Here is a 23,001-nt window from a genome sequence, read left to right as displayed (position 1 = left end):
CCTCGCCGGGTCGTTCGGGCGCGGCGAAGGGCTGATCAGTCGGGATCGATCTCCATCTGCGTCGCGGCGAGGATGGCGCCGGGGCTGCCGTCCGGGCGCACGGCCTGCAGGATGGCGGCGCAGCCATAGGTTTCGTCGCCGTCGGGCATGACGGAGGAAACCGGCATGTCGAACGCCATGCCGTCCTTGCCGACCATGCCCATCAGCTGCCAGCCGCGCACCGGATGGGTGGTGACGAGAGTCTTGCCGGCGTTCTCGCCGCGATCGACCTTCACCTCGGCGGTATCGGCGAAGTTGACCAGGACCAGCATCGGCTTGCGCTGGCCGGGTTGGACTTCGACGCCGCTGGCGGTGATGTGGATGCTGTCGCCGATCCGGCGGATCGTCACCTCGACCGGGGACGCGGTTGCCGGCAGGCGGCTCTTCTTCATCAGCCGCTCGATCTTGCCGCCATGGGATCCGACGATGTCGTGGAGCCCGTTGATGACGAGTTGCGGCGTATAGATCATCTTGTTGGCGAAGGCCTGGGCATAGGCGCGCTGCCGCTCGCTGTTGTGGCCCGAACCGAAGGTGTCGCGCCAGCCGATATAGTCCCAGTAGTCGACGTGATAGGACAGCGCCAGGACGTGGGGCTGGTCGGCGAACTCGGCCAGGAGTTCGTCCGCCGGCGGACAGGACGAGCATCCCTGGCTGGTGAAGAGCTCGAGCACGTGGGTGATCTGGTTCTTGATGCGCTCGGCGCCGAGCACCCGCACCGGCAGGGCGACGATCGCGAGACACAAGGCGCCCTGAACCAGGCGGCGCATGAGCGGGCGGGTCCGGAAAGCCCGCATCAGAGCCCGTCCGCGAAGAACGCAGCGGGCGCCATGCCCCGGCGGTCTCGGCCGATCAGGCTCCCCGACATCCCGGCGCGCGCGACGCGGCGACCTCGTCCCTCATCGTTCGGGTAATTGATTTCCGCGGCTGACTTGGATTGCATTTCTCACTGCCCTTTTGGCGCCGGACCCTAAGGGATCGGCCATGACACGGGCTAGTCAATTGCGGGTGAAATGAGCACTTCAATTTCCGCAGGCAGGCACCGAGAGGGTTGCAGGCTCGGCTCTCTCCGGTCGCGTGAGATGGTCGACCGACAAGGGCCGGGCGACGATCGTCGCCCGGCCCTTTCGCATGCGTGTTCGCCTCAGGCGGCGAGGCGGCGCAGCACGTAATGCAGGATGCCGCCGTTCTTGTAGTATTCGAGCTCGTCCTCGGTATCGATGCGGGCCTTGAGCTTGACGGTCTCGGTGGAACCGTCCGCCCGCTCGATCTTCGCCTCCATCTCCAGGCGCGGCTTGATCGTGGTCAGCCCGTCGATGGTGACCTTTTCGTCACCCTTGAGCCCGAGCGTCGACCAGGACGTGCCCTCCTCGGCGAAGACGAAGGGCACGACGCCCATGCCGACGAGGTTGGAGCGGTGGATGCGCTCGAAGCTCTCGGCGATCACCGCCTTGACGCCGAGCAGGATCGTGCCCTTGGCCGCCCAGTCGCGCGACGAGCCGGTGCCGTATTCCTTGCCGGCGAAGACGACGAGCGGCACGCCCTCGTCCTTGTACTTCATCGCCGCGTCATAGATCGGCATCTCCTCGCCGGACGGGAAGTGCTTCGTCATTCCGCCTTCGACGCCGTCGAGCATCTGGTTCTTGATGCGGATGTTGGCGAAGGTGCCGCGCATCATCACCTGATGGTTGCCGCGGCGGGCGCCGTAGGAGTTGAAGTCGACCGGGCGGACCTGATGCGACACCAGGTAATCGCCGGCCGGGCCGTCCTTCTTGATCGAGCCGGCGGGCGAGATGTGGTCCGTCGTGATCGAATCGCCGAACAGGCCGAGGATACGCGCGCCCTCGATGTTGGTGACGGGCTTCGGCTCGGCCTCCATCCCCTCGAAATAGGGCGGGTTCTGGACATAGGTCGAGCGGTCGTCCCAGTCATAGGTCAGGCCGCCGGAGACCTCGATCTTCTGCCAGTGCTCGTCGCCCTTGAAGACGTCGCCATAGCGGTCCTCGAACATCTCGCGGGTGACCGTCTTGCGGACGATCTCGGCGATCTCCTGGGTGCTCGGCCAGATGTCCTTCAGGAAGACGTCGTTGCCGTCCTTGTCCTGCCCGAGCGGCTCCTTGGTGATGTCGACGAACATCGAGCCGGCGATGGCATAGGCGACGACCAGCGGCGGCGAGGCGAGGTAGTTCGCCCTGACGTCCGGGTTCACCCGGCCCTCGAAGTTGCGGTTGCCCGACAGGACCGAGCAGGCGACGAGGTCGTTGGCGTTGATCGCCTCGGAGATCGGCTCCGGCAACGGCCCGGAATTGCCGATGCAGGTGGTGCAGCCATAGCCGACGAGGTTGAAGCCCATTGCATCCAGATCCTTCTGGAGGTCGGCCTTCTTCAGATACTCCGTCACCACCTGGGAGCCCGGCGCCAGCGAGGTCTTCACCCAGGGCTTCACCGTCAGGCCCAAGGCATGAGCCTTGCGGGCGACGAGGCCGGCGGCGACCAGGACGTTGGGGTTGGAGGTGTTGGTGCAGGACGTGATCGCCGCGATCACCACGTCGCCGTCGGCAAGGCCGTGGTCGCTGCCCTCGACCGAATGGCGCACCGTCTCCGGCGTCTCGTTCGGCGGCACGGCGCCTTCGTCCATGTAGCGGGAATCACCGGTCGACTGCGGCGTCTCGCTCTTCTTGCGGCCGCCCTTGATCTCGGCGAGCGCGTCGACGAACTTCGCCGCGGCATCGGTCAAAGCGACACGGTCCTGCGGGCGCTTGGGGCCGGCGAGCGAGGGAACGACCGTCGAAAGGTCGAGCTCCAGCGTGTCGGTGAACACCGGATCGGGCGTCCCGTCCTCGCGGAACATCCCTTGAGCCCGGGCATAAGCCTCGACGAGGGCGATGCGGTCCTTGTCGCGGCCGGTGGCTTCCAGATAGGCCAGCGTGTCCTTGTCGATCGGGAAGAAGCCGCAGGTCGCGCCGTATTCCGGCGCCATGTTGCCGATGGTGGCCTGGTCTTCCAGGGTGAGGTTCGACAGGCCCGGGCCGAAGAACTCGACGAACTTGCCGACGACCTTCTTCTTGCGCAGCATCTCGGTGACGGTCAGCACCAGGTCGGTCGCCGTCGTGCCCTCGGGCAGCCTGCCCTCGAGCCGGAAACCGATGACCTCGGGGATCATCATCGAGATCGGCTGGCCGAGCATCGCGGCCTCCGCTTCGATGCCGCCGACGCCCCAGCCGAGCACCGACAGGCCGTTGACCATGGTGGTGTGGGAATCGGTGCCGACGAGCGTGTCCGGATAGGCGATGGTCTCGCCGTTCTCTTCCTTGGTCCAGACGGTCTGGGCGAGATATTCGAGATTGACCTGGTGGCAGATGCCGGTGCCGGGAGGCACGACGCGGAAGTTCTGGAAGGCCTCCTGGCCCCAGCGCAGGAAGGTGTAGCGTTCGCCGTTGCGGCCGTATTCGGCGTCGACGTTCTTTTCGAACGAATCCTTCTGGCCGAAGAAATCGACCATCACCGAGTGGTCGATGACGAGATCGACGGGCACCAGCGGATTGACCTTCTTCGGGTCGGCGCCGAGCTGCTTCGTCGCGTCGCGCATGGCGGCGAGATCGACGACGGCGGGAACGCCGGTGAAGTCCTGCATCAAGACACGGGCCGGGCGATAGGCGATTTCGTGCCCGGCCTTGCCCTTGTCGTCAAGCCACTTGGCGACGGCGCGCACGTCGTCGGCCGAAACGGTGCGCCCGTCCTCGTTGCGCAGGAGGTTCTCCAGGATGACCTTCATCGAGAAGGGCAGGCGCGAGGCGCCGGAAAGGCCGTTCTTCTCGGCTTCCTTCAGATCGAAATAGACGTAGTCCTTGCCGTTGACGGAGAGCGTCTTCCTGGCTTTGAAACTGTCGGGATGATTGGTCACGAGGCTCACATTCCTTCTCGAACCGATGAAATAGTCCGAAGGGCGAACGGCCTTCATGCGCCGCGGATCAGCGCGCTCGAAGATGCGGGTACGACCATTTCCGCTGTCCGCCCTGACGCCCGTCGGTGCCGTGCGGGCGCCATGAGATCGGCGCTTGATGTTTCCACGCCGGTCGCTGGAGTGGGTTGGGGGCCTTATAGGCAAGTTTGTAACGGCTATAAAGGGCTGGAGTATCCGGATGGTCGCTTTTTATGCGGCAAGGCAGCGACGCGCCCGCGCCGGCGACGGCTCTTGCCTGTCCGCCCGGACTGGGCGAGAACGGCCGGGATGCCGGGCGGACGAGGGCGCGCCGGGCGCCCGGTCGAGCCCAAGACAGCGGCATAGGCGACGAAGGATGACGGAATGAGTGCGATCACCACGATCGAGGACCTGCGGGGGCTCTATGGCGAGCCGCACGAACTGGCGATCAAGAAGGAGATGCGCCGGCTGGACGGTCACGCCAGACGCTTCCTGGAGCGCAGCCCCTTCGTGCTCATCGGCTCGTCGGCGCCGGGCAAACTGCCGGACGTCAGTCCCAAAGGCGACAAGCCGGGATTCGCGCTGGTTCTCGACGACCACCGGATCGCCATCCCCGACCGGCCTGGCAACAAGCGGCTCGACACCTTCGAGAATGTCATCGCCAATCCGATGGTCGGGCTTTTGTTCCTCATTCCCGGCATGGCCGAGACGCTGCGGATCAACGGCCGGGCCGAAATCCATGCCGATCCGGAGCTTCTCGATCGCCTGGCCGTCGACGGCAAGCGGCCGATCTCGGCGCTGGTGGTGGCGGCCGACGAAGTCTATTTCCACTGTGCCAAGGCCTTCATGCGCTCGGAACTGTGGAACCCCGACTCGCTGATCGACCGCAAGACGATGCCGACGCTGGGAGCGATGCTGAAAGATCAGATCGGGCTGGCGGACGAGACCAGCGAAATCGACAGCGCTCTGGACCAAAGCTATCGCGCGACGCTCTATTGACGGGACGCCGGCTCTCATGGCGCGACTGACGCTCGATGCCCTCGTCGTCGGTCGGGGGTCCACCGCCGTCGCCGGCCCGTTCGACATCGCCGTTGCGGCGGGCGAGGCGCTCGTCGTCACGGGGCCGAACGGCGCCGGCAAGTCGACGCTGCTGCGCACCCTCGCCGGGCTGCTGCCGCCGATCTCCGGGACGATCCGCCTCGAAGGCCCTGCCGCATCGGACGGCGAGGCCGCCGAGCGCCTCGCCGACGTCGCCCATTATCTCGGCCACCGCCACGGCATGAAAAGCCAGATCACCGTCGGGGAGAACCTTGCCTTTTGGGCGCGCTATCTCGGCGGAGCGGCGGCGGCGCAAAGCGAGCGCTCCCGGCAGGATGCCCGACGCGGCCCGCATGTCGGCGTCCCGACCGTTTCCGCCCCGCTCTCGCCGGCCGAAGCGCTCGCCGCCGTCGGCCTGCCCGGCCTCGACGCCATCCCCTTCGGCTATCTCTCCGCCGGCCAGCAGCGCCGGGCGAGCCTTGCCCGCCTCCTCGTCGCCCATCGGCCGGTCTGGATTCTCGACGAGCCGACCTCCGCTCTCGACATCGCCTCGCAAGCCCGCTTCGCCGATCTCGTCGCCGGCCACCTCGCGGCCGGCGGCATCGCCATCGCCGCGACCCACCATCCCCTCGGCCTCGAAGCGGCCAGGACCCTGCACATCACACCAGGTGCCGGACGCGACGACGGCCGGGGCTCGAACGCCCCCGGCGCGCCCGCCCTCGACGACGCCGCCCTCGCCGAAGCCGAGGGCTGGCTGTGACCGCCCTCTTCCTGCGCGACCTGCGCCTCGCCTTTGCCGGCGGCGGCGGGGCGACCACCGGCGTCATCTTCTTCCTCGCCGTGATCGCGACGATCCCCTTCGGCGTTGGGCCGGACCTCAACCTGCTGTCGCGTATCGGCCCGGCGATCCTGTGGATCGGCGCGCTGCTCTCGACCCTGCTCACCCTCGACCGGCTGTTCCAGGCCGACCGCGACGACGGCACCCTCGACCTCCTGATCGCGGGCCCGCTGCCGATGCCCCTCGTGGTGCTGGCAAAATGCCTCGCCCTCTGGGCCGCCTCCTGCTTGCCCCTGGTCCTCGCCTCTCCCGTCCTCGGCCTGTTCCTGGCGCTCCAGCCCGCCGCCCTCCTCGCTGTGATGGCCACCCTCTTCGTCGGCACCCCCGCCATCGTCTGCATCGGCGCCGTCGGCGCGGCGGTCGCCGTGGCGCTCCCCCGTGGAGGCCTCTTGGTCTCTGTGCTGGTCCTGCCGCTGGCGATCCCGGTGCTGATCTTCGGCGTCTCGGCGACCTATGCGGCGGTGAACGAGCCGGACCCGTTCTGGCCGCCGTTCATGATTTTATGCGCGCTGACGCTGTTCTTTGGGGCGCTGGGGCCGATGGCGGCGGGGGCGGCGTTGAAGGGGGGCGGGGATTGAGGACGGGGCGTCGTGTCGCGCTGGCTCACTGTGGATGGTCGAGGGCTGAAACGCAACAGAATGAAAGTGTTTCACACACGAGGTTCTGGCATGCCAGGAACAAACGGGATTGTAACCGCTCTGGCACGAATGATCCCACCCAATCCGTAACAAGGTTCAATTTCCATCTCGACGTCGTCGGGTAACGGATTGACCGAAAGGGAACCTCGACGTTCAGCTCGGTCAATCGCGCGGCGCAGAGTCAAGCAGGCCTCGTCCAGCGCCGCGATGTCGCTCTTGTCGATCTCGCTGCCCGGCAGCGCCATCTTGCAAAGCGTTACCTCTTCTTCCCAGATCGCCTTGGCAATCCTTGCCAAAAATGCGATATCTCCCCCAGGAGGTCCGGCCATGGCGACCATGAACGTTTCCCTGCCTGATCCCATGAAAGACTGGGTCGAGGCCCAGGCCGAGACCGGCCGCTACAGCAATGCCAGCGATTATGTGCGCGATCTCATCCGCCGGGATCAGGAGCGCGCCGCGAAGGTCGCCCATATGCAGGCGCTCGTCACAGAGGGGCTGGAAAGCGGGATCAGTTCGCACTCGATGGATGACATCGAGGCGGCCGCACGCCGGGAAGCCGGTGTCGAGCCGGCCGGGCGTGACCTATAGGCTGACGGCCAAGGCCGCGGACGACATCCGGCGCATCACTGCCGACGGCATTCGCATGTTCGGGGCCGCGCAGGCCTCGCGCTACCACGCCCGTCTGCGGCAGAGCTTCGAAGCGCTCGCGCGCTATCCCGAACTCGCCCGCGAGCGGCATGAACTGACACCCCCCGTCCGCGTTCATCCCTGCGGCTCTCATATCATCGTCTATCTTGCCGATCAGAGCGGCGTCCTGATCGTCCGCGTTCGGCACGGCCATGAGGATTGGGGCAACGAGCCCTGAGTGAGACCGGCTATCCGACCCTTACGTCTTCGCTCCCTGCCTCACCCCCAAACCACCCGGTTCCGCCCCGCGACCTTGGCCGCATAGAGCCGCTTGTCCGCCGCGCCGAGCAGGGCTTGGAGCTCCCTCCCGTCCTCCGGACACGAGGCGACACCGATGCTCATGGTGAAGGAGAGGGTCGCGCCAGCCTCCTCGAAGGACGATCCCTCGACGAGGCGGCGCAGCGTCTCCGCCGCCTGCCGTGCCTGCGCCGCTGAAGCATTGGAGAGGAGAATGCAGAACTCCTCGCCGCCGTAGCGAAAGACGTCGTCGTTCGGATCGATGGCGTCGCCCAGGAGCGAGGAGACCGCCCGCAGTGCGTTGTCGCCGGCCTCGTGTCCGTAGGAGTCGTTGATCGTCTTGAAGAAATCGATGTCGAGAAGAAGAAGGGCGAGCGGCGTTCCATCGCGCTCCCATCGCGCCTTTTTTTCCCGAAACCGCATCTGCAGGTGGGCGCGGTTGCCGAGCCCGGTCAGGGGGTCGGTATGGGCCTGGCGTTTCAGCGCCTTTTCCGCGCGCGAGCGCGAGGTCTCGTAGACGAAGGAGAAGCCGAAGATGCACAGCGCGACGCCGGCGACGTTGAGGAGCGCCCGCGGGTTGCCGGTCACCGTGTCGTCCGAGAAGCGCGTGTAGTAGATGGCGAAGGCGGTCGCCAGGAAGACGACGGTGACGCTGCCGCCCAGCGCCCGGCCGAGCAGCATGTGCGAGAGGATGGGGATCAAGAGCACCCAGGCGAAGACCGACGGCGAGGACTGCGGCGTCGAAAGGATCAGCATCATCGTCGTGTTGAACAGGACGAGATAGACGAAGGACCACCGGATGAGATGGGGCGTCCTGCGGATGACCGGAACGAGGGTCAGCGCGAAGAGCCCCATGGCGATTTCGCCGGCCATCGCCTTGTAGTTGGCGTTGCCGTAATTGAGAACCGCGAAGATCGCGCCGAAAGAGGTCGTGAAAATCAACAGGACGATGAGGATGGAGCGGCGGAACGCGTCGCCATCGTCGAGACTGCCCGTCTTTTTCGTCACCGTTCGACGCTCATGCTTCACATCCGGTCACTTCGGTTGCCGCCGGAAAGACATCGGCGCTCCGGCTGCGGAAGCCCTGAGAACCAGGAGGCGCGGCATCGGTCGGAGGTTCCTGCCGCCATCGGCCTCGACCCGCGCCGGTATTAGAACACAAGTGTGAATCTCGTTTTAACCGTCCTGCCGGCCTTGCCCGGCGGCGGACCCGGCGCCACAAGATGGCGTTCCAAGCCTCGAGCCATGCGGAGTTCCCCTTGCCGCCCAGCCCTTCACCCGACAGCCTGCCGAACCGCAGCGTCCTCGCCGGCTACGATTTCGCCGAGGAGATCCCCGGGATCGAAGACTACCGGCGCTTGCGGGAAGTCTCCGGCCTCTCGCCCAAAAGCGACGAGGCCGCGCGCATCGCCTTGCCGAACACGCTCTTTGCCGTCGTGGTGCGCCATGACGGCCGGGCGGTCGGCATGGGCCGGGTCGTCGGCGACGGCGGCTGCCACATGCAGATCGTCGACATGGCGGTCGAGCCGGCGCATCAGGGCAAGGGCATCGGCAAGGCGATCTTCGCGGCGCTCGAAGCCTGGCTGACGCGGACCGTGCCCGACACCGCCTATGTCAGCCTGATCGCCGACGGCGACGCGAAGCATCTCTATGCCAAGTTCGGCTTCGAGGAGGTGATGCCGGCCTCGATCGGCATGGCGCGGTTCTTTCGCGGCGACCCTGCGAAAAGGTGATCCGATCGGGACATCATCCGTTTGCGGGCGGCTTCGACTGGTTCTAGTATGCCGGCCATGACCGACGTCTCCACCAGCGCCAAGCCTTCGCGCTTTTCCATCCTCGCCAATCCGACCCGCTTTCTGGAGCTGTCGGGCAAGCTGCAGCCGTGGCTCTACGGCGCCGCGCTGATCGCGGTCGCCGCCGGGGTTTTTCTCGGCCTGACGGCGCCCGCCGACTATCAGCAGGGCATGACCGTGACGATCATGTTCATCCACGTGCCCTTTGCCTGGCTGTCGATGATGATCTGGACGGTGATGAGCCTCTCGGCGCTGGGCACGCTGGTCTGGCGCCATCCGCTGGCCGACGTTTCGGTCAAGGCCGCGGCGCCGATCGGCGCGGTATTCACCGTGCTGTGCCTGATCACCGGCTCGATCTGGGGCCGGCCGATGTGGGGCACCTGGTGGGTCTGGGACGCGCGGCTGACCTCGGTCTTCGTTTTGTTCCTGATGTATCTCGGCCTGATCGCCCTGACACGGGCGCTGGAAGAGCCGGGCAAGAGCGCCAAGTCGGCCGCGATCCTCGTCCTCGTCGGCTTCGTCAACATTCCGATCATCAAGTTCTCGGTCGACTGGTGGAACACGCTGCATCAGCCGGCGAGCGTCATGCGGATGGACGGGCCGGCCATGCCGGCTGCCTATCTGACGCCGCTGCTCGTCTCGGCGCTGGGCTTCACGCTGTTGTTCTTTGCCCTGCATCTGACGGCGATGCGCACCGAGATCCTGCGCCGGCGCGTCGCCGCCCTGTCGCGCCTCGCCGCCCGGCGGGCCGAAGGCTGAAACGCCCGAACTGGAGCCATTTCATGCAGGCCGATTATTTCGCCTTCGTCGCCAGCGCCTACGGCATCTCCGCCCTCGCCATCGCCGGCCTCTTCGCCTGGGTGTTCGTCGACGCCAAGGCCCAGCGTCGGGCCCTGCAGGCGCTGGAGGCGCGGGGCATCCGCCGCCGCTCCGAGGCGGGCGGTTCGCGCGATGCACCGGGGGCCGCACGATGAGCACGGGCAGCGAAAACGAGACGTTGCTCCAGACGGCACCCGCCGACGAGCTGCCGCGGGAGATGAAGCCGGACGGGCGACGCCGCGGCCCGAGGCCCGTCGTCCTGCTACCGCTCGTCCTGTTCTTCGCCCTTGCCGGCGTCTTTCTCTATCAGCTCCTCTCCGGCCACGACCCGAAGGAGATCCCCTCCGTCCTCGTCGGCAAGACCGCCCCGATGACGGTGCTGCCGGCGCTCGATGGCGCGCGTCTGGCGAACGGCCAGCCGATGCCGGGCCTCGACCTCGCCGGCCCCGGCGACGGACGGCCGGTGCTGGTCAACGTCTTCGCCTCCTGGTGCGCGCCCTGCCGCGAGGAGCATCCGCTTCTGATGCAGCTCGCCAAGGACGAAAGGTTTCGGCTGGTCGCCATCAACTACAAGGACAAGCCAGCCAACGCCCTCGGCTTCCTGCAGAATCTCGGCAATCCCTATGCGGCGATCGGCGTCGACGAAAAGGGCTCGGCGACCATCGACTGGGGGGTCTACGGCGTGCCCGAAACCTTCCTCGTCGCCCCCGACGGCGAGATCGTCTACAAGCAGACGGGCCCCTTCACGCCGGAGGCGATCGAGACTGGGCTGATGCCGGCTGTGGAACAGGCGCTGCAGCGCGAACCGATGGGGCGGCGGCCGACCAGTTGAGCGCGGCGTCGTTGCCGGCCCATCGGTCATCGCCCAGCATGACCCTCATCGGCGCGAACGAGCTGAGGACATGGCCATGAATTCCGTAAAGAGCTTCGATCTCGGCGAGCATTTCGGCGCCTTCGTCGAAGATCAGGTCGAACGCGGGAATTTCGACGATGCCGATTCGGTCGTCCGGGCGGGGCTCGCCCTCCTCGAACGGGCGAGCATCGGCGAGGACTCCCGGATCCGGGCGGCGATCGCGGAGGGTGAAGCGAGCGGGGGGTTTGGCGAACTCGACTGGAACGCGCTCTATGCCGAAATCGAAGCCGAGGAAGCAGACACATCATCGTCCAGAACGGGCTGATCCGGGGTGGCGCGACCGCCGGTCTATTCACGACAGGCCGAAGCCGATATCCGGCACGTCTTTCGGCACAGTCTTCAGCTGTTCGGCCCACGACAGGCACGCGGCTATTCCGACAGGATCCGCCGAGCTTGCGAGGATCTTGCGGCCGGCGTCGCCAAAGGTCAGGCGATCGACCGAATTCGGGCCGGCTATCTGCGCAAACTCGTCGGGTCTCACTATGTGATCTATCGCTTCGATGACGGCGGGCGTCTCCTCGTCGTCCGCATCCTCCATTCCCGGATGGACCTTCCCGACCATCTATAGTCCATGCCAGATCCATCCTTCTCCCTCCGCACCCCCGATGACGATAGCATCGCCCGCAAGATCTGCGACAATTGCGGCTACGTCGCCTACGAGAACCCGAAGATCGTCGTCGGCTCGGTGGTGCGTCACGAAGGCGCAATCCTGCTCTGTCGCCGGGCGATCGAGCCGCGGCGCGGCTTCTGGACGATCCCGGCCGGCTATCTGGAGCTGAACGAGACGCCCGAGGACGGGGCGAAGCGCGAGGCCAGGGAAGAGGCGGAGGCCGATCTCGCCATCGAGCGGCTGCTCGCGGTCTATTCCGTGCCGCGCATCAGCCAGGTGCAGTTGATCTACCGGGCGCGGCTGCAACGCCCGCATTTCGCATCCGGGCCGGAGAGCCTCGACGTGCGGCTGTTCGATCCGGCCGACATTCCGTTCGACGAACTCGCCTTTCCCTCGGTGCATTGGGCGCTCGCCCACGATGCTCTGGCCGAGGCCGGCGCTCCTTCGCTGCCATTCTCGAACCCTTCGGGCGAAAGCGGCAACCGCATGCCGGACGGCCGTCCGGTAACGCCCGACGAGAGCTGACGGCCGGGCCCTCCGCCCACCCACGCGACGCCCTCGGGAAGCTCCTGCTTCTGCTCAGCCCGCCCTGTACTCCTCGCCTCACGCGAAAGGGCGGGACGCCGGCACCGACGTTCCGCCCTTTTCAGAACATGCATGGATTTCAGACAGACCCGCGCGGCGGATGGCCGTCGCGGCAATCGGCTACTTCGCGGCAGCCGCCTTCAGGGCTTCGGCCGGGTCCTGCTTGGCGCCCGATTCGTCGAAACTCGCCAGATAGGCGATGACGTTTTTGAGCTCTTCGGGCTTCTTCAGGCCGACGAAGACCATCTTGGTGCCTTTGACCACGGCTTTCGGATCGGAGATCCAGGCCGTCAGCAGTTCCTCGTTCCAAGCCGCCTTGTCGGCTGCCCAGTCCTGGAAAGGCTTGGAGAACTTGAAGCCGCCGCGATCGGCGCCCGGCTTGTCGCCGACGATGCCGTTCAGCTCCGGTCCGATCTTGTTCTTCGCCCCTTCGCCGACGGCGTGGCAGGCCTTGCACTTGTTGAACACCTTCTCGCCGGCCGCCGGATCGCCGACCTCCTGGGCCGAAGCCGCCCCCACGGCAAACAGAAGCGCCGTCCCGGCAATGGCGAGGTTGAACTTACGCATCTTTCCTCCCTTTCAGGTCGCATGGTCCGATTGTCCCGGCACCCACCGCGACCATATCGGGACCGGCGCCGGCTTGGCAATCGAGATGAGAACGAATCCAAACTGTTCCACGTTCCCCCGAGACGCCGCAAACGAGGCACCGCGAAGCGACGGTGTACCGAGGCGCCACCGCGCTTGAGATCGCCTCCCCGGATACAACCTTCCCTTTGGGAATATTATCTTCACAGTTTCGCCACAGTCGTAAACCCCTCCAGAATTTGCGGAAATTTTTATTAAGTTTAAATTTTAGTCGTTTCTCAAAGGTTTGGGATCATGAATGGGTCATTAACGAGACGGCCTCGGAGGGGGTGCGGCGGATCGGCAACAGGAAGAATATGACCGTATTCCTGCCATCTTTCAGCCAACTCAACCGATCAGGGATCTGTCTCGAATTCGGATGTGATCCGAATCCGTCACGTGCAGGCGGCCTTGCCCCTGCCAATGCGTCGCGACAAGCGACAAAGGAGACATACGCATGAAACGCCTTGCCCTGCTTCTCGCCACCGCAGCGCTTTCCACCCCGGCCATGGCCGCGGACGTCCTCGTCCCCGAGCCGCCGGCACCGGCGCCGGTGGCCTACGAGCCGATCTCCGAGACGACCACCTGGACCGGCCTCAATCTCGGTGTTCAGGCCGGCGTCGCCTTCGGCAACAGCGATAACGGCGCCAACTTCAACACCAGCAATCCGGTGCTCGGCAGCGGCGTATTCGACGACGACGACAATGCCGGCTTCATCGGCGGCGGTCATATCGGCTACGACTACCAGTTCCAGAACAACGTCGTCGTCGGCGCCGTCGCGGACATCAACTACATCGATGCCGAGACGAACCGCTCCTACACCACGCCGGGCGGCGCTGAGTTCAACTCGAACAGCGACATCAACTATCTCGGTACCGTGCGCGGCCGCCTCGGCTATGCCTTCGACAGCGTCCTCGTCTACGGTTCGGGCGGTCTCGCCTATGCCGGCGTTGACAACGACATCTCGGCGCCGAACATCGCCAACTACGACTTCGACAACAACGGCGACGATGCCGACATCGGCTATTCGGTCGGCGCGGGCGTCGACGTGATGGCGACGCAGAACCTCTCCTTCGGCGTCGAGTATCTCTACACCAACCTCGGCTCGAACGAGCAGTCCGTGACCGGCACCGGCACCGGACCGAATGCGGGTCAGACGATCAAGTACACGACCGATTCGAGCAACGAAGACCTCGACTTCCACACGGTCTGGGCCAAGGCGTCCTACCACTTCAACTAAGACGATCCGGGCGGCCGGGGCCGCTCGCCTCTCTTGGACACGCAAAAGGGCCGGCGGATCGCATCCGTCGGCCCTTTTCGCGTCGATCTTTGGAAATTTCCGGCGCCGGTCCGAAGGATTGCCCGCGCTCCGCCGTTGCGAGTCAAACGAGCGGCGCAAGCCCCAGTTCGGCGCGCCGGGGCAGATCCGCCCCCTTGCGCGTGCAGGTGACGGCTGCCGCCCTGACGGCGAAACCGACGAGCTCCTCGACATCCGATCGCGCGAAGCCGGCGATCGCAGCGCGTGACAAAGCGCCGCGCTCCTTCAGGCCCGCCAGCAGCGCGGCCTGGAAGGTGTCGCCCGCGCCCACCGTGTCGACCACCGTGACCGCGCGGCCCGCCACCTTCGCCGTCTCGCCCCGGCTCGTCGCGGCGATCGCGCCGTGCTCGCCCAGGGTGACGACGGCGATCTCGGCCCCGGCCGAAATCCACTCGCCGACGACGCTGTCGACGGCGCGGCCGGGATAGAGCTGGGCGATGTCTTCCTCGCTGGCCTTCACCAGGCCCGCCAGGGGCACGAGTTCTGCGACCTTCGCCCGCCAGACGTCGAGGTCGGGCTCGATCGAGGCGCGGATGTTCGGATCGTAGGAAATGAAACGGTTCGGCGCTTCCTGCCTGACCAGCTGCAGGAGAGCCGATGCCGTCGGCTCGGTCACCGTCGAATAGGAGGCGACATGGACGACCTCGACCTCGGCGGGGAGCGACTGCGGCACCTCCTCGGGCTCGATCGACCGGTCGGCCGTCCCCTCGATGTAGAAGGCGTAGCTCGCCGAGCCGTCCGGCGCGAGCGAAACCATGGCGAGCGTCGTCTGGCGGTCGGTGGGGATCAGGAAGCGCTGGTCGATCGCCTCGCGCTCCATGAAGGCGCGGATCTTCTCGCCGAACAGATCGCCCGACATCTTGGTGAAATAGCCGGCGTGGTGGCCGAGCCGCGCGAGCCCCAGCGCCACGTTGAGGGGCGATCCGCCGATCCGCCCGGACAGGGCGATGGTGGATACGTCCTCCTGCGGGACGGCGAACAGATCGAACAGGCAATCTCCGCAGCTGAGAAACATCCACGATCCTCCCTTGGGTGATGCAACAGCGGCTAGCAGGAATGAGGCATTCGGAAAAGAGCGGCATGCGCCGCCGGCGGAAAAGAGCGGCGCGCGGCGTCGGGGCCTTCCTTCGCCGCCCGCGACCCCTATGATGCCGGGCAACCGAGACCGAGCCGGGACCAGGCAATGCCCTTCGATCGCTTCGACGACATCGTCATCCATCACAAGGCCGAGGGGCCCGAGGCAGCCCCGACCCTCGTCCTGATCAATTCGCTCGGCACCGACTATCGTATCTGGGACGACGTCGTCCCGAAGCTCGCGGGCCGCTACCGGGTCATCCGCTACGACAAGCGCGGCCACGGTCTCTCCGAGGTGCCGCCCGCGCCCTACCGCATGGAGGACCATTCGGCCGATCTCCTGGCGCTTCTCGACCATTACGGCGTCGCGCAGGCTCTCGTCGTCGGCCTGTCGATCGGCGGCCAGATCGCCCTCGGCCTCGCCGCGATCGACCAGAACCGCCTCGCCGGTCTCGTCCTGATGGACACCGCCCACAAGATCGGCGATGCGGCGAGTTGGAACGGGCGGATCGACGCGATCGGGAAGGACGGGATCGCCGCGATCGCCGATCAGATCCTGACGCGCTGGTTCACCCCCGCCTTCCGCAGCGGGGGCAATCCCGCCTTCGTGGGCTATTCCAACATGCTGGTGAATTCGCCCGTCGCGGGCTATCTCGGCTCCTGCGCCGCACTGCGCGATACCGACCATACCGAGACGGTCCGCAACCTCGAGGTCCCGACTCTGTGCATCGTCGGCGATCAGGACGGCTCGACGCCTCCGGATCTCGTCAAGGCCTGCGCCGATCTCATCGTCGGCGCGCGGTTCGAGATCGTCGAAGGCGCCGGACACCTGCCCTGTATCGAACGGCCGGAGACGACGGCCCGGCTGCTCGGTGATTTTGCCGACGCGATCTTCGGCCAGGACGCGCCGCGTTGACGGCGTCGGTCTTCACCCACCCGTTCCTCGGCTCGCTGTTCGGCGACGAGGAGATCGCCAGCTATTTCACCGCGGCCGCGGACATCGAAGCGATGGTCGCGTTTGAAGTGGCGCTGGCGGAGGCAGAGGCTGAGTTCGGCCTCGTCGAGAGTGCCGAACTCGAATCCATTCGGGCCCGCACGGCCGAGTTCGCGCCGGATCTCGCGGCGCTCGCCGCGGGAACGGCGCAAGATGGCGTCGTGGTGCCGAGCCTCCTGAAGCAACTGCGCGCCGGGCTGGACGACGCCGCCGCCAGGGCGCTGCACAAGGGCGCGACCAGCCAGGACGTGATCGACGCCTCGCTCGCCATGCGCATGCAGGGCGTCTCGCTGGTCCTCGACCGGCGGCTGGCGGCGCTCACCGACGCCTTCGCCGGCTGGAGCCTCGAATCGGGCGAGCGGCGGGTGATGGCCCATACCCGCATGCAGGCGGCGAAGGAGACGCGGTTTTCCCGCAAGCTCGCCGCCTGGACCGATCCGCTGGTGCGCTGCCGCCTGAAGCGCGAGGCGATCGCGCCGCATGCCTTCGCCCTGCGGATCGGCGGCGCCGTCGGCGACAGAACCGGCTTCGGCGAGAAGGCCGACCAGATCGCCAGTTCCGTCGCAGCGCGCCTCGGCCTCCACGCCGCGCCGTCCTCGCTGCATTCCGAGCGGGACGGCCTCGTCGAAGTGGCAGACTGGTTCTCGCTGATCACCGGGGCACTCGGCAAGTTCGGTCAGGACGCGGTGCTGTCGCTGCAGAACGAGGTCGGCGAATTGCAACTCACCGGCGGCGGTGGCTCCTCGGCGATGCCGCACAAGAACAATCCGGTCGGCGCCGAACTCCTGGTGACGCTGGCCCGGTTCAACGCCACCCTCGTTTCCGGCATGCACCAGGCGCTCGTCCACGAGAACGAGCGCTCGGGTGCCGCCTGGTCGCTGGAATGGATGATCCTGCCGCAGATGGCCATGGCCGCCGCCGCCTCGACCCGCACGGCACTCGACCTCCTGGAGAAGCTGTCGCTCGCCCCGGAGTAGCCTCGGCGAAAACCTCATCCTGCGCGACGTCGCCGTATCACCCTTCCTCCGGGAAGCGCCACGGTCGGTCCCAACTTTCCTCGAAGACGAGATCCTCAAGCGCCAGGCGTTTCGACCATCGCCGGGCCTCCAGCTCCGGCCGTCGGAAAAGCGCCTCGACATAGCCGACGCAGAGATAGGCGACCGGCACGACCGGATCGGGCAGTTGGAGAATCGGCCTCAGATCGTCCGGCTCGAAGATCGACACCCAGCCGACGCCGATCCCTTCCGCTCTGGCGGCAAGGAACAGGTTCTGGACGGCACAGGCGGTGGAGAGAAGGTCGGTGTCGCGCTGGTGGGTGCGGCCGAGCACCACCTTGCCGCCACGTGTCCGATCGCAGGTGATGCAGATGTTCAGCGGCGCATCGACGATGCCTTCGAGCTTCAGGCGCTGATAGGCGGCGGCGCGATCGTCGTCGAACATCGCCGCGGCTTCCGCGTTGCGCGCCATGACGATGTCGCGGATCGCCCGGCGCGTCTTCATGTCGCGCAGGATGATGAAGTTCCATGGCTGCATCAGCCCGACGGACGGCGCGTGATGGGCGGCTTCGAGCAGCCGCGCGAGAACCGCGTCCGGAACCTCTGTCGGCAGGAACTCGCCGCGCACGTCGCGGCGGGTCTCGATCGCCCGGTAGACCGCCGCCCGCTCGGCCTCCGAGAACGGCCCTGCGGCGGTCAGTTCTCCTTCCGCGAGGTCCACGTCGGAGGATCGGTCGGCAATGTCTGCCGCAGGGGCCTCGTCGCTGCGACCCGCCCTGCGGCCGCCCGTCGCCTGGTCCGCTGTCAGAACTCGATCCCCTTCTGCGCCTTCACGCCGGCGCGGAACGGGTGCTTGACCATCTCCATCTCGGTGACGAGATCGGCCAGCTCGATCAGCTCGTCCTTGGCATTGCGGCCAGTGACGATGACGTGCTTGTTGGCCGGCTTTTCCTTGAGGAATGCGACGACGTCGCCGATGTCGAGATAGTCGTATCTGAGGACGATGTTCATCTCGTCGAGCAGCACCATCTGGTGCTCCTCGTCCATGATCATCGCTTTGGCCCGCTCCCAGGCGGCCTTCGCAGCCGTAATGTCGCGCTGGCGGTCCTGGGTCTCCCAGGTGAAGCCGTCGCCCATCGCCGTCATCGTCACCTGCTCGGGAAAATGCTCGAGGATCTTGCGCTCGCCGGTCTCCCACTTGCCCTTGACGAACTGCACGACGCCGACCTTCATGCCGTTGCCGAGCGCCCGGAAGACCAGCCCGAAAGCCGCCGTCGACTTGCCCTTGCCCTTGCCGGTATGGACGATCAGAAGGCCCTTCTCGATCGTCTTGGTGGCGAGGATCTTGTCGCGCGCGGCCTTCTTCTTCTTCATCTTTTCGGCATGGCGGGCGTTCAGTTCCTCCTCGCTCATGCCATCGGTGATCTTGGTACGTTCGCTCGGCGTGTCGCTCATGCGGCCCTCCCGGTTTCCGTCGACTGGTCGTCGTTGAAAAGCTTGGCGAAGAAGATGCGCTCCTCGCCTTTCGGATAGTTCGGCAGGCGGCCGAAGGGCAGATAGCCCATCGCCTCGTAGAAGCCGGGCGACTGGAAGGAATAGGTATCGACCCAGACGCCCGTGCAGCCTTCGTCCCGGGCGATCGCCTCGGCCCTTTCCATCAGCGCGCGGCCGAGCCCGCGGCCGCGCCAGCGCTCCGGCACGGCGAGGATCTCGACATGCATCCAGTCCCAGTAGACCTGCGCGATCAGCCCGCCGTCGACGCCCCTCTCGTCCTTCAGCGCCAGCGTCACGTAGCGCGGCGTGAAGGAGAAATCCTTCTTGGTCGAAAACTCGGCGAGGGGCGCGACGATGCACGACCTCAGGTCCGAGCTCGGAAGCTCGAGGCGCTCGATGGCCGGGAACGTGGTGGGTGGAAGTGTGGGGGTTGGGGTCATCGCGTTGTCATGATCCGAACCCAGCCGCGCTTCAAGCCCTGCCATGAGATGCTCCTTTGGCCTGCAGCTCGGCACGGGCGGAATTGGACCGCGGCGTCCACAGCCCCCGCTCGATCGCCTCGGCAAACCGGTCGCGGATTTCGGCGAGCGCCGCCGCGTTGTTCGCTTCGAGAAAATCGCGGACCCGGTCGTCCATGAGGAAGGCGTTCCAGGCGGCCTCGAAGTGATGGTCGCGCACCGCTCCGGTCGTCGCGGCAAAGGCGAACATGTAGTCCACCGTCGCGGCGATCTCGAAGGCGCCCTTGTAGCCATGGCGCATGACGCCGGCGATCCATTTCGGGTTGACGACCCGCGCCCGGACCACCCGGCCGATCTCTTCTTCCAGAGTCCGCACCACCGGGCGCTCCGGCCGCGAATGGTCGTTGTGGTAGACCACCGGCCGCGTTCCGGAGAGATGCTCGACCGCCGCCGTCATGCCGCCCTCGAACTGGTAGTAGTCGTCGGAATCGAGCAGGTCGTGTTCGCGGTTGTCCTGGTTCTGGACCACCGCCTCGATGCCGGAAAGCCGCGTCTCGAACGTCTTCCGCTCGGCCTCGCCTTCCGCGTCGGCCCCGTAGGCGTAGGAGCCCCAGACGAGATAGCTCTCCGCGAGATCGGTCTTGTCGTCCCAGCCCTTTTCGTCGATCAGCGCCTGCAGCCCGGCGCCGTAGGCGCCCGGCTTCGAGCCGAAGACCCGGAAGCCGGCGCGTCGGTCCGCCTCGGCCGCGTCGGTCCCCGCTTCGATCAGAGCGGTCTTGTCGGCCCGCATGCGCGCGGCGATCGGATTGTCGCTCGCGTCCTCATCCAAGGCGCCGATGGCCCGGATCGCCCGGTCGTAGAGCGCGATCTGGTCCGGAAAGGCGTCGCGGAAGAAGCCGGAGATGCGCAAGGTGACGTCGACCCGCGGCCGGCCGAGTTCGGCCAGAGTGACGATCTCGTAGCCGGTGACCCGGCGGGACGCCCGGTCCCAGACCGGCTTCGCCCCGATCAGCGCCAAGGCCTGGGCGATGTCGTCGCCGCCGGTGCGCATGTTGGAGGTGCCCCAGGCGGTGAGCCCCAGCGACGTCGGCCATTCGCCATGGTCCTGCAGGTGGCGAGTGACGAGGAGTTCGGCCGACTTTTTGCCGAGCCGATAGGCGGTCTCGGTCGGCACGGCGCGGGTGTCGACAGAAAAGAAGTTCCGGCCGGTGGGCAGCGCGTCCGGCCGCCCTCGCGTCGGTGCGCCGGAAGGCCCGGGCGCGACGAAACGGCCGGCAAGGCCGGCGAGGAGGCCGGCGATCTCGGCCGGGCCGGAGGAGGTGACGGCCGGCCGCAGGCTCGATGCGATGGCTTCGAGCACCGGCGCGGTGGACCTCCAGTGGATATCCTGTGGAAGATTACCGTCGAGAAACTCCGAGGCGAGCATTTCCAACCGTTCGACGACATCGCCGGCAGTTCGCCAGGATGCTGTGGACAGATCTGCAAGTACCTGTGGACGAGGACCTGCCCATGGCGCCGCCATGTCGCAGTCCAGCGGGTCGAAAGAACTCGCTCGGCCTACGCCGCGCCCTTTGGCGCCCCCCTCTGTCCCGCCACCGACCTCCGAAGAAGCGAAGAGGTGCCCACCGCCGCCTTGATCGTCGGACAAGACGGACAGCCCCAGATCCTCCGCCACCGCCCGGATCAGCGACGCATCCCCCGGCTCGCTGCCTCGTGGCAAACGGGCAAGCGCCACCACGAGATCCGTCAGCAGCCGCCCCTCCGGCGCGACGCCGAAGACGTGCAGCCCGTCGCGGATCTGCATCTCCTTGAGTTCGCAGAGATAGGCGTCGAGCTTGGTCAAGGCCGTCTCGTCACCCTCTCCTTCGGCAATCCCCGCGTCGTGGTCGAGGCCGATGTCGCGGACGAGGTCGAGGATCTCGGTCTTCAGAAGCGTCACCCGGCGGGGATCGCCGCCGGAGGCCTCGTAATATTCGTCGACCAGCGCCTCTAGGTCCTTCAGCGGGCCGTAGGTCTCGGCCCGGGTCAGCGGCGGCGTCAGGTGATCGATGATGACGGCCGAGGTCCGGCGCTTGGCCTGCGTCCCCTCGCCCGGATCGTTGACGATGAAGGGATAGAGATGCGGCAGCGGGCCGAAGACGGCCTCGGGGAAGCAGCTTTCCGACAGCGCAAGCGCCTTGCCCGGCAGCCATTCGAGATTGCCGTGCTTGCCCATGTGGACCACCGCGTCGGCGTCGTAGACGTCGCGCAGGAAGGCGTAGAGCGCCAGATAGTTGTGCGGCGGCACGAGATCGGGGGAGTGGTAGGTCTCCTTGGGATCGATGTTGTAGCCTCTCGCCGGCTGAATGCCGACCAGCGTCTCGCCGAAACGGGCCAACGGCAGCGCAAAAGCCGGCTTACCATTTGCGTCCACGATGAAAGGATCACGCTCCGGGGGGCCCCAGCGCTCCAGCACGGCGGCTCTCACAGCCTCCGGAAGCCGACCGAAAAACGCCTGATAGGCATCAAGCGGCATCGTCTCACGCACCTCACGGGCAGCCATTCCGGCATTGGTTGGACCGGCCGTCAGATGAGCGATCAATGCGTTGCCGTCCGCCGGGACGTCGGCGACAGGGTACCCCGCCCCTCGCATCGCCTTCAGCACCTCGACCGTGCCGGCCGGCGTATCGAGACCGACGCCGTTGCCGAGCCGCCCGTCGCGGTTCGGATAGTTGGCGAGCAGGATGGCGACGCGCTTGTCGCCATTCGCCTTGTTGCGCAGCCGCGCCCAGCGCGCCGCGAGTTCGGCGACGAAACCGACCCGGTCCGACACGGGCCGGTGGGCGACGATGTCGGTCTCGGTCAGCGCGTCCCATTCGCCAGCCGACTTGAAGGCGACGGCGCGCGACAGGATGCGCCCGTCGAGCTCGGGCAGTGCGATGCTCATGGCGAGATCGCGGGCGGAAAGACCCTGGCTGGAGTCCCGCCAGGCCTCCTGCGAGCCCGAGGCGAGCACCGCCTGCAGGACGACGGCGCCGTGTTCTTCGAGGACGGTCGGCACGCGCTCGGCCCCGGCGCCGGCGGATGGCGATGAGACGGCAAAACCGGTGAGGTTGATCACGACGGAAGGCTGGCGGCGGGCGAAGAGCGAGCGGGCGGTCTCGATCGAGACCGGGTCCTTGAGGCTGGAGACGTAGACGGTCAGGACGTCGAGACCGCGCTCGGACAGGGCGTTGGCCAGCGCCTCCACCGGCTCCGTCTGCCCGCTCTGGACGAGCGCGCGGTAGCAGACGATGGCGGCGAGGGGTTTGTCACCTGTTTCGTCATCCTGGGCTTGACCCGGGATCCAATCCAAATCGCGGCCGCCGCGATGAAGGTCGCCGTCGCCCCCCTCTCCGCACAGTTCCACCACCCCCGCCTTCAACAGCGGTGTCGCCTCCCCGGGCCATTCTCCCTCGCCCAGCACCGCCCGACACCCCTGCAGAAACCCCTCTGCATTGGCCGGGCCACCCTCGACGAGATACCGCCACAACCGGTCGCGCTCTCCCAGCGGGATGGTCGTATAGGCGTCGAGCCCCGGATCCGGCTTGTCGTCGCCGGGGATCACCGCGAGGTTGCTGCCAGTCGCTTGCGCGTTGGCAAGCAGGGCGTCGAGCCCGTAGGGCCAGTAGGCCTGCCCACCGAGCAGCCGCACGACCACCAGCCGCGCATGGCGAAGGGTCCGCCCGACAAAAGTGTCGACCGACATCGGATGCTTCAGCCGCAACAGGTTGGCGAGGCGCAGATCGCTCGCGCCGAGACGAAGCCGCCGCGCCGCCGCGGCGAGCGCGGCAATCTCCGTGTCGGCGGCGGAGAGAAAGACGATGTCGCCGGGCGACTGGCCGAGATCCACCGCCTCGCCGCCATCGTCGATCGCGCCCTTCTGGGCGAGGAGAAGATGCAAGCCGCC

Annotated in this window: 25 protein-coding genes; 15 read left to right on the top strand and 10 right to left on the bottom strand. The window is 66.7% G+C overall.

The features are described 5' to 3' along the window. Positions 1 to 35: 35 nt before the first annotated feature. Both GTK09_RS05110 and acnA read right to left on the bottom strand, forming a co-directional pair. Positions 36 to 806 carry a DUF1223 domain-containing protein gene (locus tag GTK09_RS05110; protein ID WP_163461603.1) on the bottom strand — a complete coding sequence of 257 codons (771 nt, stop codon included), beginning with the start codon at positions 804 to 806 and terminating at the stop codon, positions 36 to 38. A 374-nt stretch (positions 807 to 1,180) separates the two neighbouring features. Then, positions 1,181 to 3,940, bottom strand: coding sequence for an aconitate hydratase AcnA (gene acnA / locus GTK09_RS05105; protein ID WP_163461601.1), 2,760 nt, complete (start codon positions 3,938 to 3,940; stop codon positions 1,181 to 1,183). A 402-nt stretch (positions 3,941 to 4,342) separates the two neighbouring features. Here acnA and GTK09_RS05100 point away from each other — a divergent pair, with 402 nt between their 5' ends. From GTK09_RS05100 to ccmB, 3 genes are read left to right on the top strand one after another with little or no spacing between them, the layout of a single operon-like run. Beyond that, positions 4,343 to 4,957 (top strand): pyridoxamine 5'-phosphate oxidase family protein, encoded by a 615-nt coding sequence (locus GTK09_RS05100; RefSeq protein ID WP_163461600.1) that lies wholly within the window; start codon positions 4,343 to 4,345, stop codon positions 4,955 to 4,957. 16 nt (positions 4,958 to 4,973) lie between these two features. Further along, on the top strand, positions 4,974 to 5,756 hold the full coding sequence (gene ccmA, locus GTK09_RS05095) for a heme ABC exporter ATP-binding protein CcmA (protein WP_163461599.1): 783 nt from the start codon (positions 4,974 to 4,976) through the stop codon (positions 5,754 to 5,756). Next, positions 5,753 to 6,412 carry a heme exporter protein CcmB gene (gene ccmB, locus GTK09_RS05090; protein ID WP_163461598.1) on the top strand — a complete coding sequence of 220 codons (660 nt, stop codon included), beginning with the start codon at positions 5,753 to 5,755 and terminating at the stop codon, positions 6,410 to 6,412. The genes ccmA and ccmB overlap by 4 nt, the downstream gene beginning before the upstream one ends. 71 nt (positions 6,413 to 6,483) lie before the next feature. Here the strand turns inward: ccmB and GTK09_RS05085 are convergent, their stop codons facing one another. Continuing rightward, entirely contained in the window at positions 6,484 to 6,810 is a 327-nt protein-coding gene (locus tag GTK09_RS05085) for a hypothetical protein (RefSeq protein WP_163461597.1), read from the bottom strand. Between GTK09_RS05085 and GTK09_RS05080 the strand changes: the two genes are divergently transcribed. Together GTK09_RS05080 and GTK09_RS05075 are read left to right on the top strand one after the other, a co-directional pair. Continuing rightward, positions 6,800 to 7,060: a type II toxin-antitoxin system ParD family antitoxin gene (locus GTK09_RS05080; protein ID WP_163461596.1), complete on the top strand. Its 261-nt coding sequence runs from the start codon at positions 6,800 to 6,802 to the stop codon at positions 7,058 to 7,060. The two genes, GTK09_RS05085 and GTK09_RS05080, sit on opposite strands and share 11 nt — an antisense overlap. Continuing rightward, complete coding sequence (locus GTK09_RS05075) at positions 7,050 to 7,337, top strand: type II toxin-antitoxin system RelE/ParE family toxin (RefSeq protein WP_312869637.1); 288 nt, start codon at positions 7,050 to 7,052, stop codon at positions 7,335 to 7,337. The genes GTK09_RS05080 and GTK09_RS05075 overlap by 11 nt, the downstream gene beginning before the upstream one ends. Before the next feature lie 41 nt (positions 7,338 to 7,378). Here GTK09_RS05075 and GTK09_RS27735 read toward each other — a convergent pair whose 3' ends face one another. After that, the gene (locus GTK09_RS27735) at positions 7,379 to 8,404 is read right to left on the bottom strand and encodes a GGDEF domain-containing protein (RefSeq protein ID WP_163461594.1); all 1,026 of its coding nucleotides are present in this window, start codon (positions 8,402 to 8,404) and stop codon (positions 7,379 to 7,381) included. A 215-nt stretch (positions 8,405 to 8,619) separates the two neighbouring features. Between GTK09_RS27735 and GTK09_RS05065 the strand changes: the two genes are divergently transcribed. From GTK09_RS05065 to GTK09_RS05035, 7 genes are all read left to right on the top strand, one after another. Then, positions 8,620 to 9,129, top strand: coding sequence for a GNAT family N-acetyltransferase (locus GTK09_RS05065; protein WP_163461592.1), 510 nt, complete (start codon positions 8,620 to 8,622; stop codon positions 9,127 to 9,129). Between the two features lie 57 nt (positions 9,130 to 9,186). Continuing rightward, positions 9,187 to 9,948, top strand: a complete 762-nt coding sequence (locus GTK09_RS05060; RefSeq protein WP_163461590.1) for a heme ABC transporter permease — start codon at positions 9,187 to 9,189, stop codon at positions 9,946 to 9,948. Positions 9,949 to 9,971: 23 nt separating this feature from the next. Next, positions 9,972 to 10,163: a heme exporter protein CcmD gene (ccmD, locus tag GTK09_RS05055; RefSeq protein WP_163461588.1), complete on the top strand. Its 192-nt coding sequence runs from the start codon at positions 9,972 to 9,974 to the stop codon at positions 10,161 to 10,163. A 62-nt stretch (positions 10,164 to 10,225) separates the two neighbouring features. Further along, positions 10,226 to 10,840, top strand: a complete 615-nt coding sequence (locus GTK09_RS05050) for a DsbE family thiol:disulfide interchange protein (protein WP_163461947.1) — start codon at positions 10,226 to 10,228, stop codon at positions 10,838 to 10,840. Between the two features lie 70 nt (positions 10,841 to 10,910). Then, positions 10,911 to 11,186: a type II toxin-antitoxin system ParD family antitoxin gene (locus GTK09_RS05045; RefSeq protein WP_163461586.1), complete on the top strand. Its 276-nt coding sequence runs from the start codon at positions 10,911 to 10,913 to the stop codon at positions 11,184 to 11,186. 6 nt (positions 11,187 to 11,192) lie between these two features. Then, positions 11,193 to 11,489 carry a type II toxin-antitoxin system RelE/ParE family toxin gene (locus tag GTK09_RS28105; protein WP_163461584.1) on the top strand — a complete coding sequence of 99 codons (297 nt, stop codon included), beginning with the start codon at positions 11,193 to 11,195 and terminating at the stop codon, positions 11,487 to 11,489. Between the two features lie 3 nt (positions 11,490 to 11,492). After that, on the top strand, positions 11,493 to 12,056 hold the full coding sequence (locus GTK09_RS05035; RefSeq protein WP_163461582.1) for an NUDIX hydrolase: 564 nt from the start codon (positions 11,493 to 11,495) through the stop codon (positions 12,054 to 12,056). Positions 12,057 to 12,236: 180 nt separating this feature from the next. Here the strand turns inward: GTK09_RS05035 and GTK09_RS05030 are convergent, their stop codons facing one another. Then, positions 12,237 to 12,683, bottom strand: a complete 447-nt coding sequence (locus tag GTK09_RS05030) for a c-type cytochrome (RefSeq protein ID WP_163461581.1) — start codon at positions 12,681 to 12,683, stop codon at positions 12,237 to 12,239. 514 nt (positions 12,684 to 13,197) lie between these two features. On the opposite strand from GTK09_RS05030, the gene GTK09_RS05025 reads away from it, so the two are divergent. Then, complete coding sequence (locus tag GTK09_RS05025) at positions 13,198 to 13,980, top strand: outer membrane protein (RefSeq protein ID WP_163461579.1); 783 nt, start codon at positions 13,198 to 13,200, stop codon at positions 13,978 to 13,980. Between the two features lie 142 nt (positions 13,981 to 14,122). Here the strand turns inward: GTK09_RS05025 and GTK09_RS05020 are convergent, their stop codons facing one another. Further along, a complete protein-coding gene (locus tag GTK09_RS05020; protein ID WP_163461577.1) occupies positions 14,123 to 15,073 on the bottom strand; it encodes a carbohydrate kinase family protein in 951 nt (316 codons plus the stop codon). Positions 15,074 to 15,241: 168 nt separating this feature from the next. Here GTK09_RS05020 and pcaD point away from each other — a divergent pair, with 168 nt between their 5' ends. Further along, positions 15,242 to 16,048: a 3-oxoadipate enol-lactonase gene (gene pcaD, locus GTK09_RS05015; RefSeq protein WP_163461575.1), complete on the top strand. Its 807-nt coding sequence runs from the start codon at positions 15,242 to 15,244 to the stop codon at positions 16,046 to 16,048. Then, positions 16,045 to 17,103, top strand: a complete 1,059-nt coding sequence (locus GTK09_RS05010) for a 3-carboxy-cis,cis-muconate cycloisomerase (RefSeq protein ID WP_163461573.1) — start codon at positions 16,045 to 16,047, stop codon at positions 17,101 to 17,103. Before pcaD ends, GTK09_RS05010 begins: the two co-directional genes overlap by 4 nt. Before the next feature lie 37 nt (positions 17,104 to 17,140). Here the strand turns inward: GTK09_RS05010 and bluB are convergent, their stop codons facing one another. The 4 genes from bluB to cobN form a co-directional block, all read right to left on the bottom strand. After that, a complete protein-coding gene (gene bluB / locus GTK09_RS05005; protein WP_163461571.1) occupies positions 17,141 to 17,842 on the bottom strand; it encodes a 5,6-dimethylbenzimidazole synthase in 702 nt (233 codons plus the stop codon). An 83-nt stretch (positions 17,843 to 17,925) separates the two neighbouring features. Continuing rightward, the gene (cobO, locus tag GTK09_RS05000; RefSeq protein WP_376767953.1) at positions 17,926 to 18,534 is read right to left on the bottom strand and encodes a cob(I)yrinic acid a,c-diamide adenosyltransferase; all 609 of its coding nucleotides are present in this window, start codon (positions 18,532 to 18,534) and stop codon (positions 17,926 to 17,928) included. Between the two features lie 38 nt (positions 18,535 to 18,572). After that, positions 18,573 to 19,100: a GNAT family N-acetyltransferase gene (locus tag GTK09_RS04995; protein WP_246217717.1), complete on the bottom strand. Its 528-nt coding sequence runs from the start codon at positions 19,098 to 19,100 to the stop codon at positions 18,573 to 18,575. Continuing rightward, positions 19,087 to 22,995 (bottom strand): cobaltochelatase subunit CobN, encoded by a 3,909-nt coding sequence (cobN, locus tag GTK09_RS04990; protein WP_163461562.1) that lies wholly within the window; start codon positions 22,993 to 22,995, stop codon positions 19,087 to 19,089. The genes GTK09_RS04995 and cobN overlap by 14 nt, the downstream gene beginning before the upstream one ends. Between the last annotated feature and the right edge of the window lie 6 nt (positions 22,996 to 23,001).

The organism is Jiella pacifica, assembly GCF_010500815.1.
Classification (GTDB): domain Bacteria; phylum Pseudomonadota; class Alphaproteobacteria; order Rhizobiales; family Rhizobiaceae; genus Jiella; species Jiella pacifica.
The sequence above is the reverse complement of the archived record's forward strand: the minus strand, read 5'-3'. Positions and strand labels throughout refer to the sequence as shown.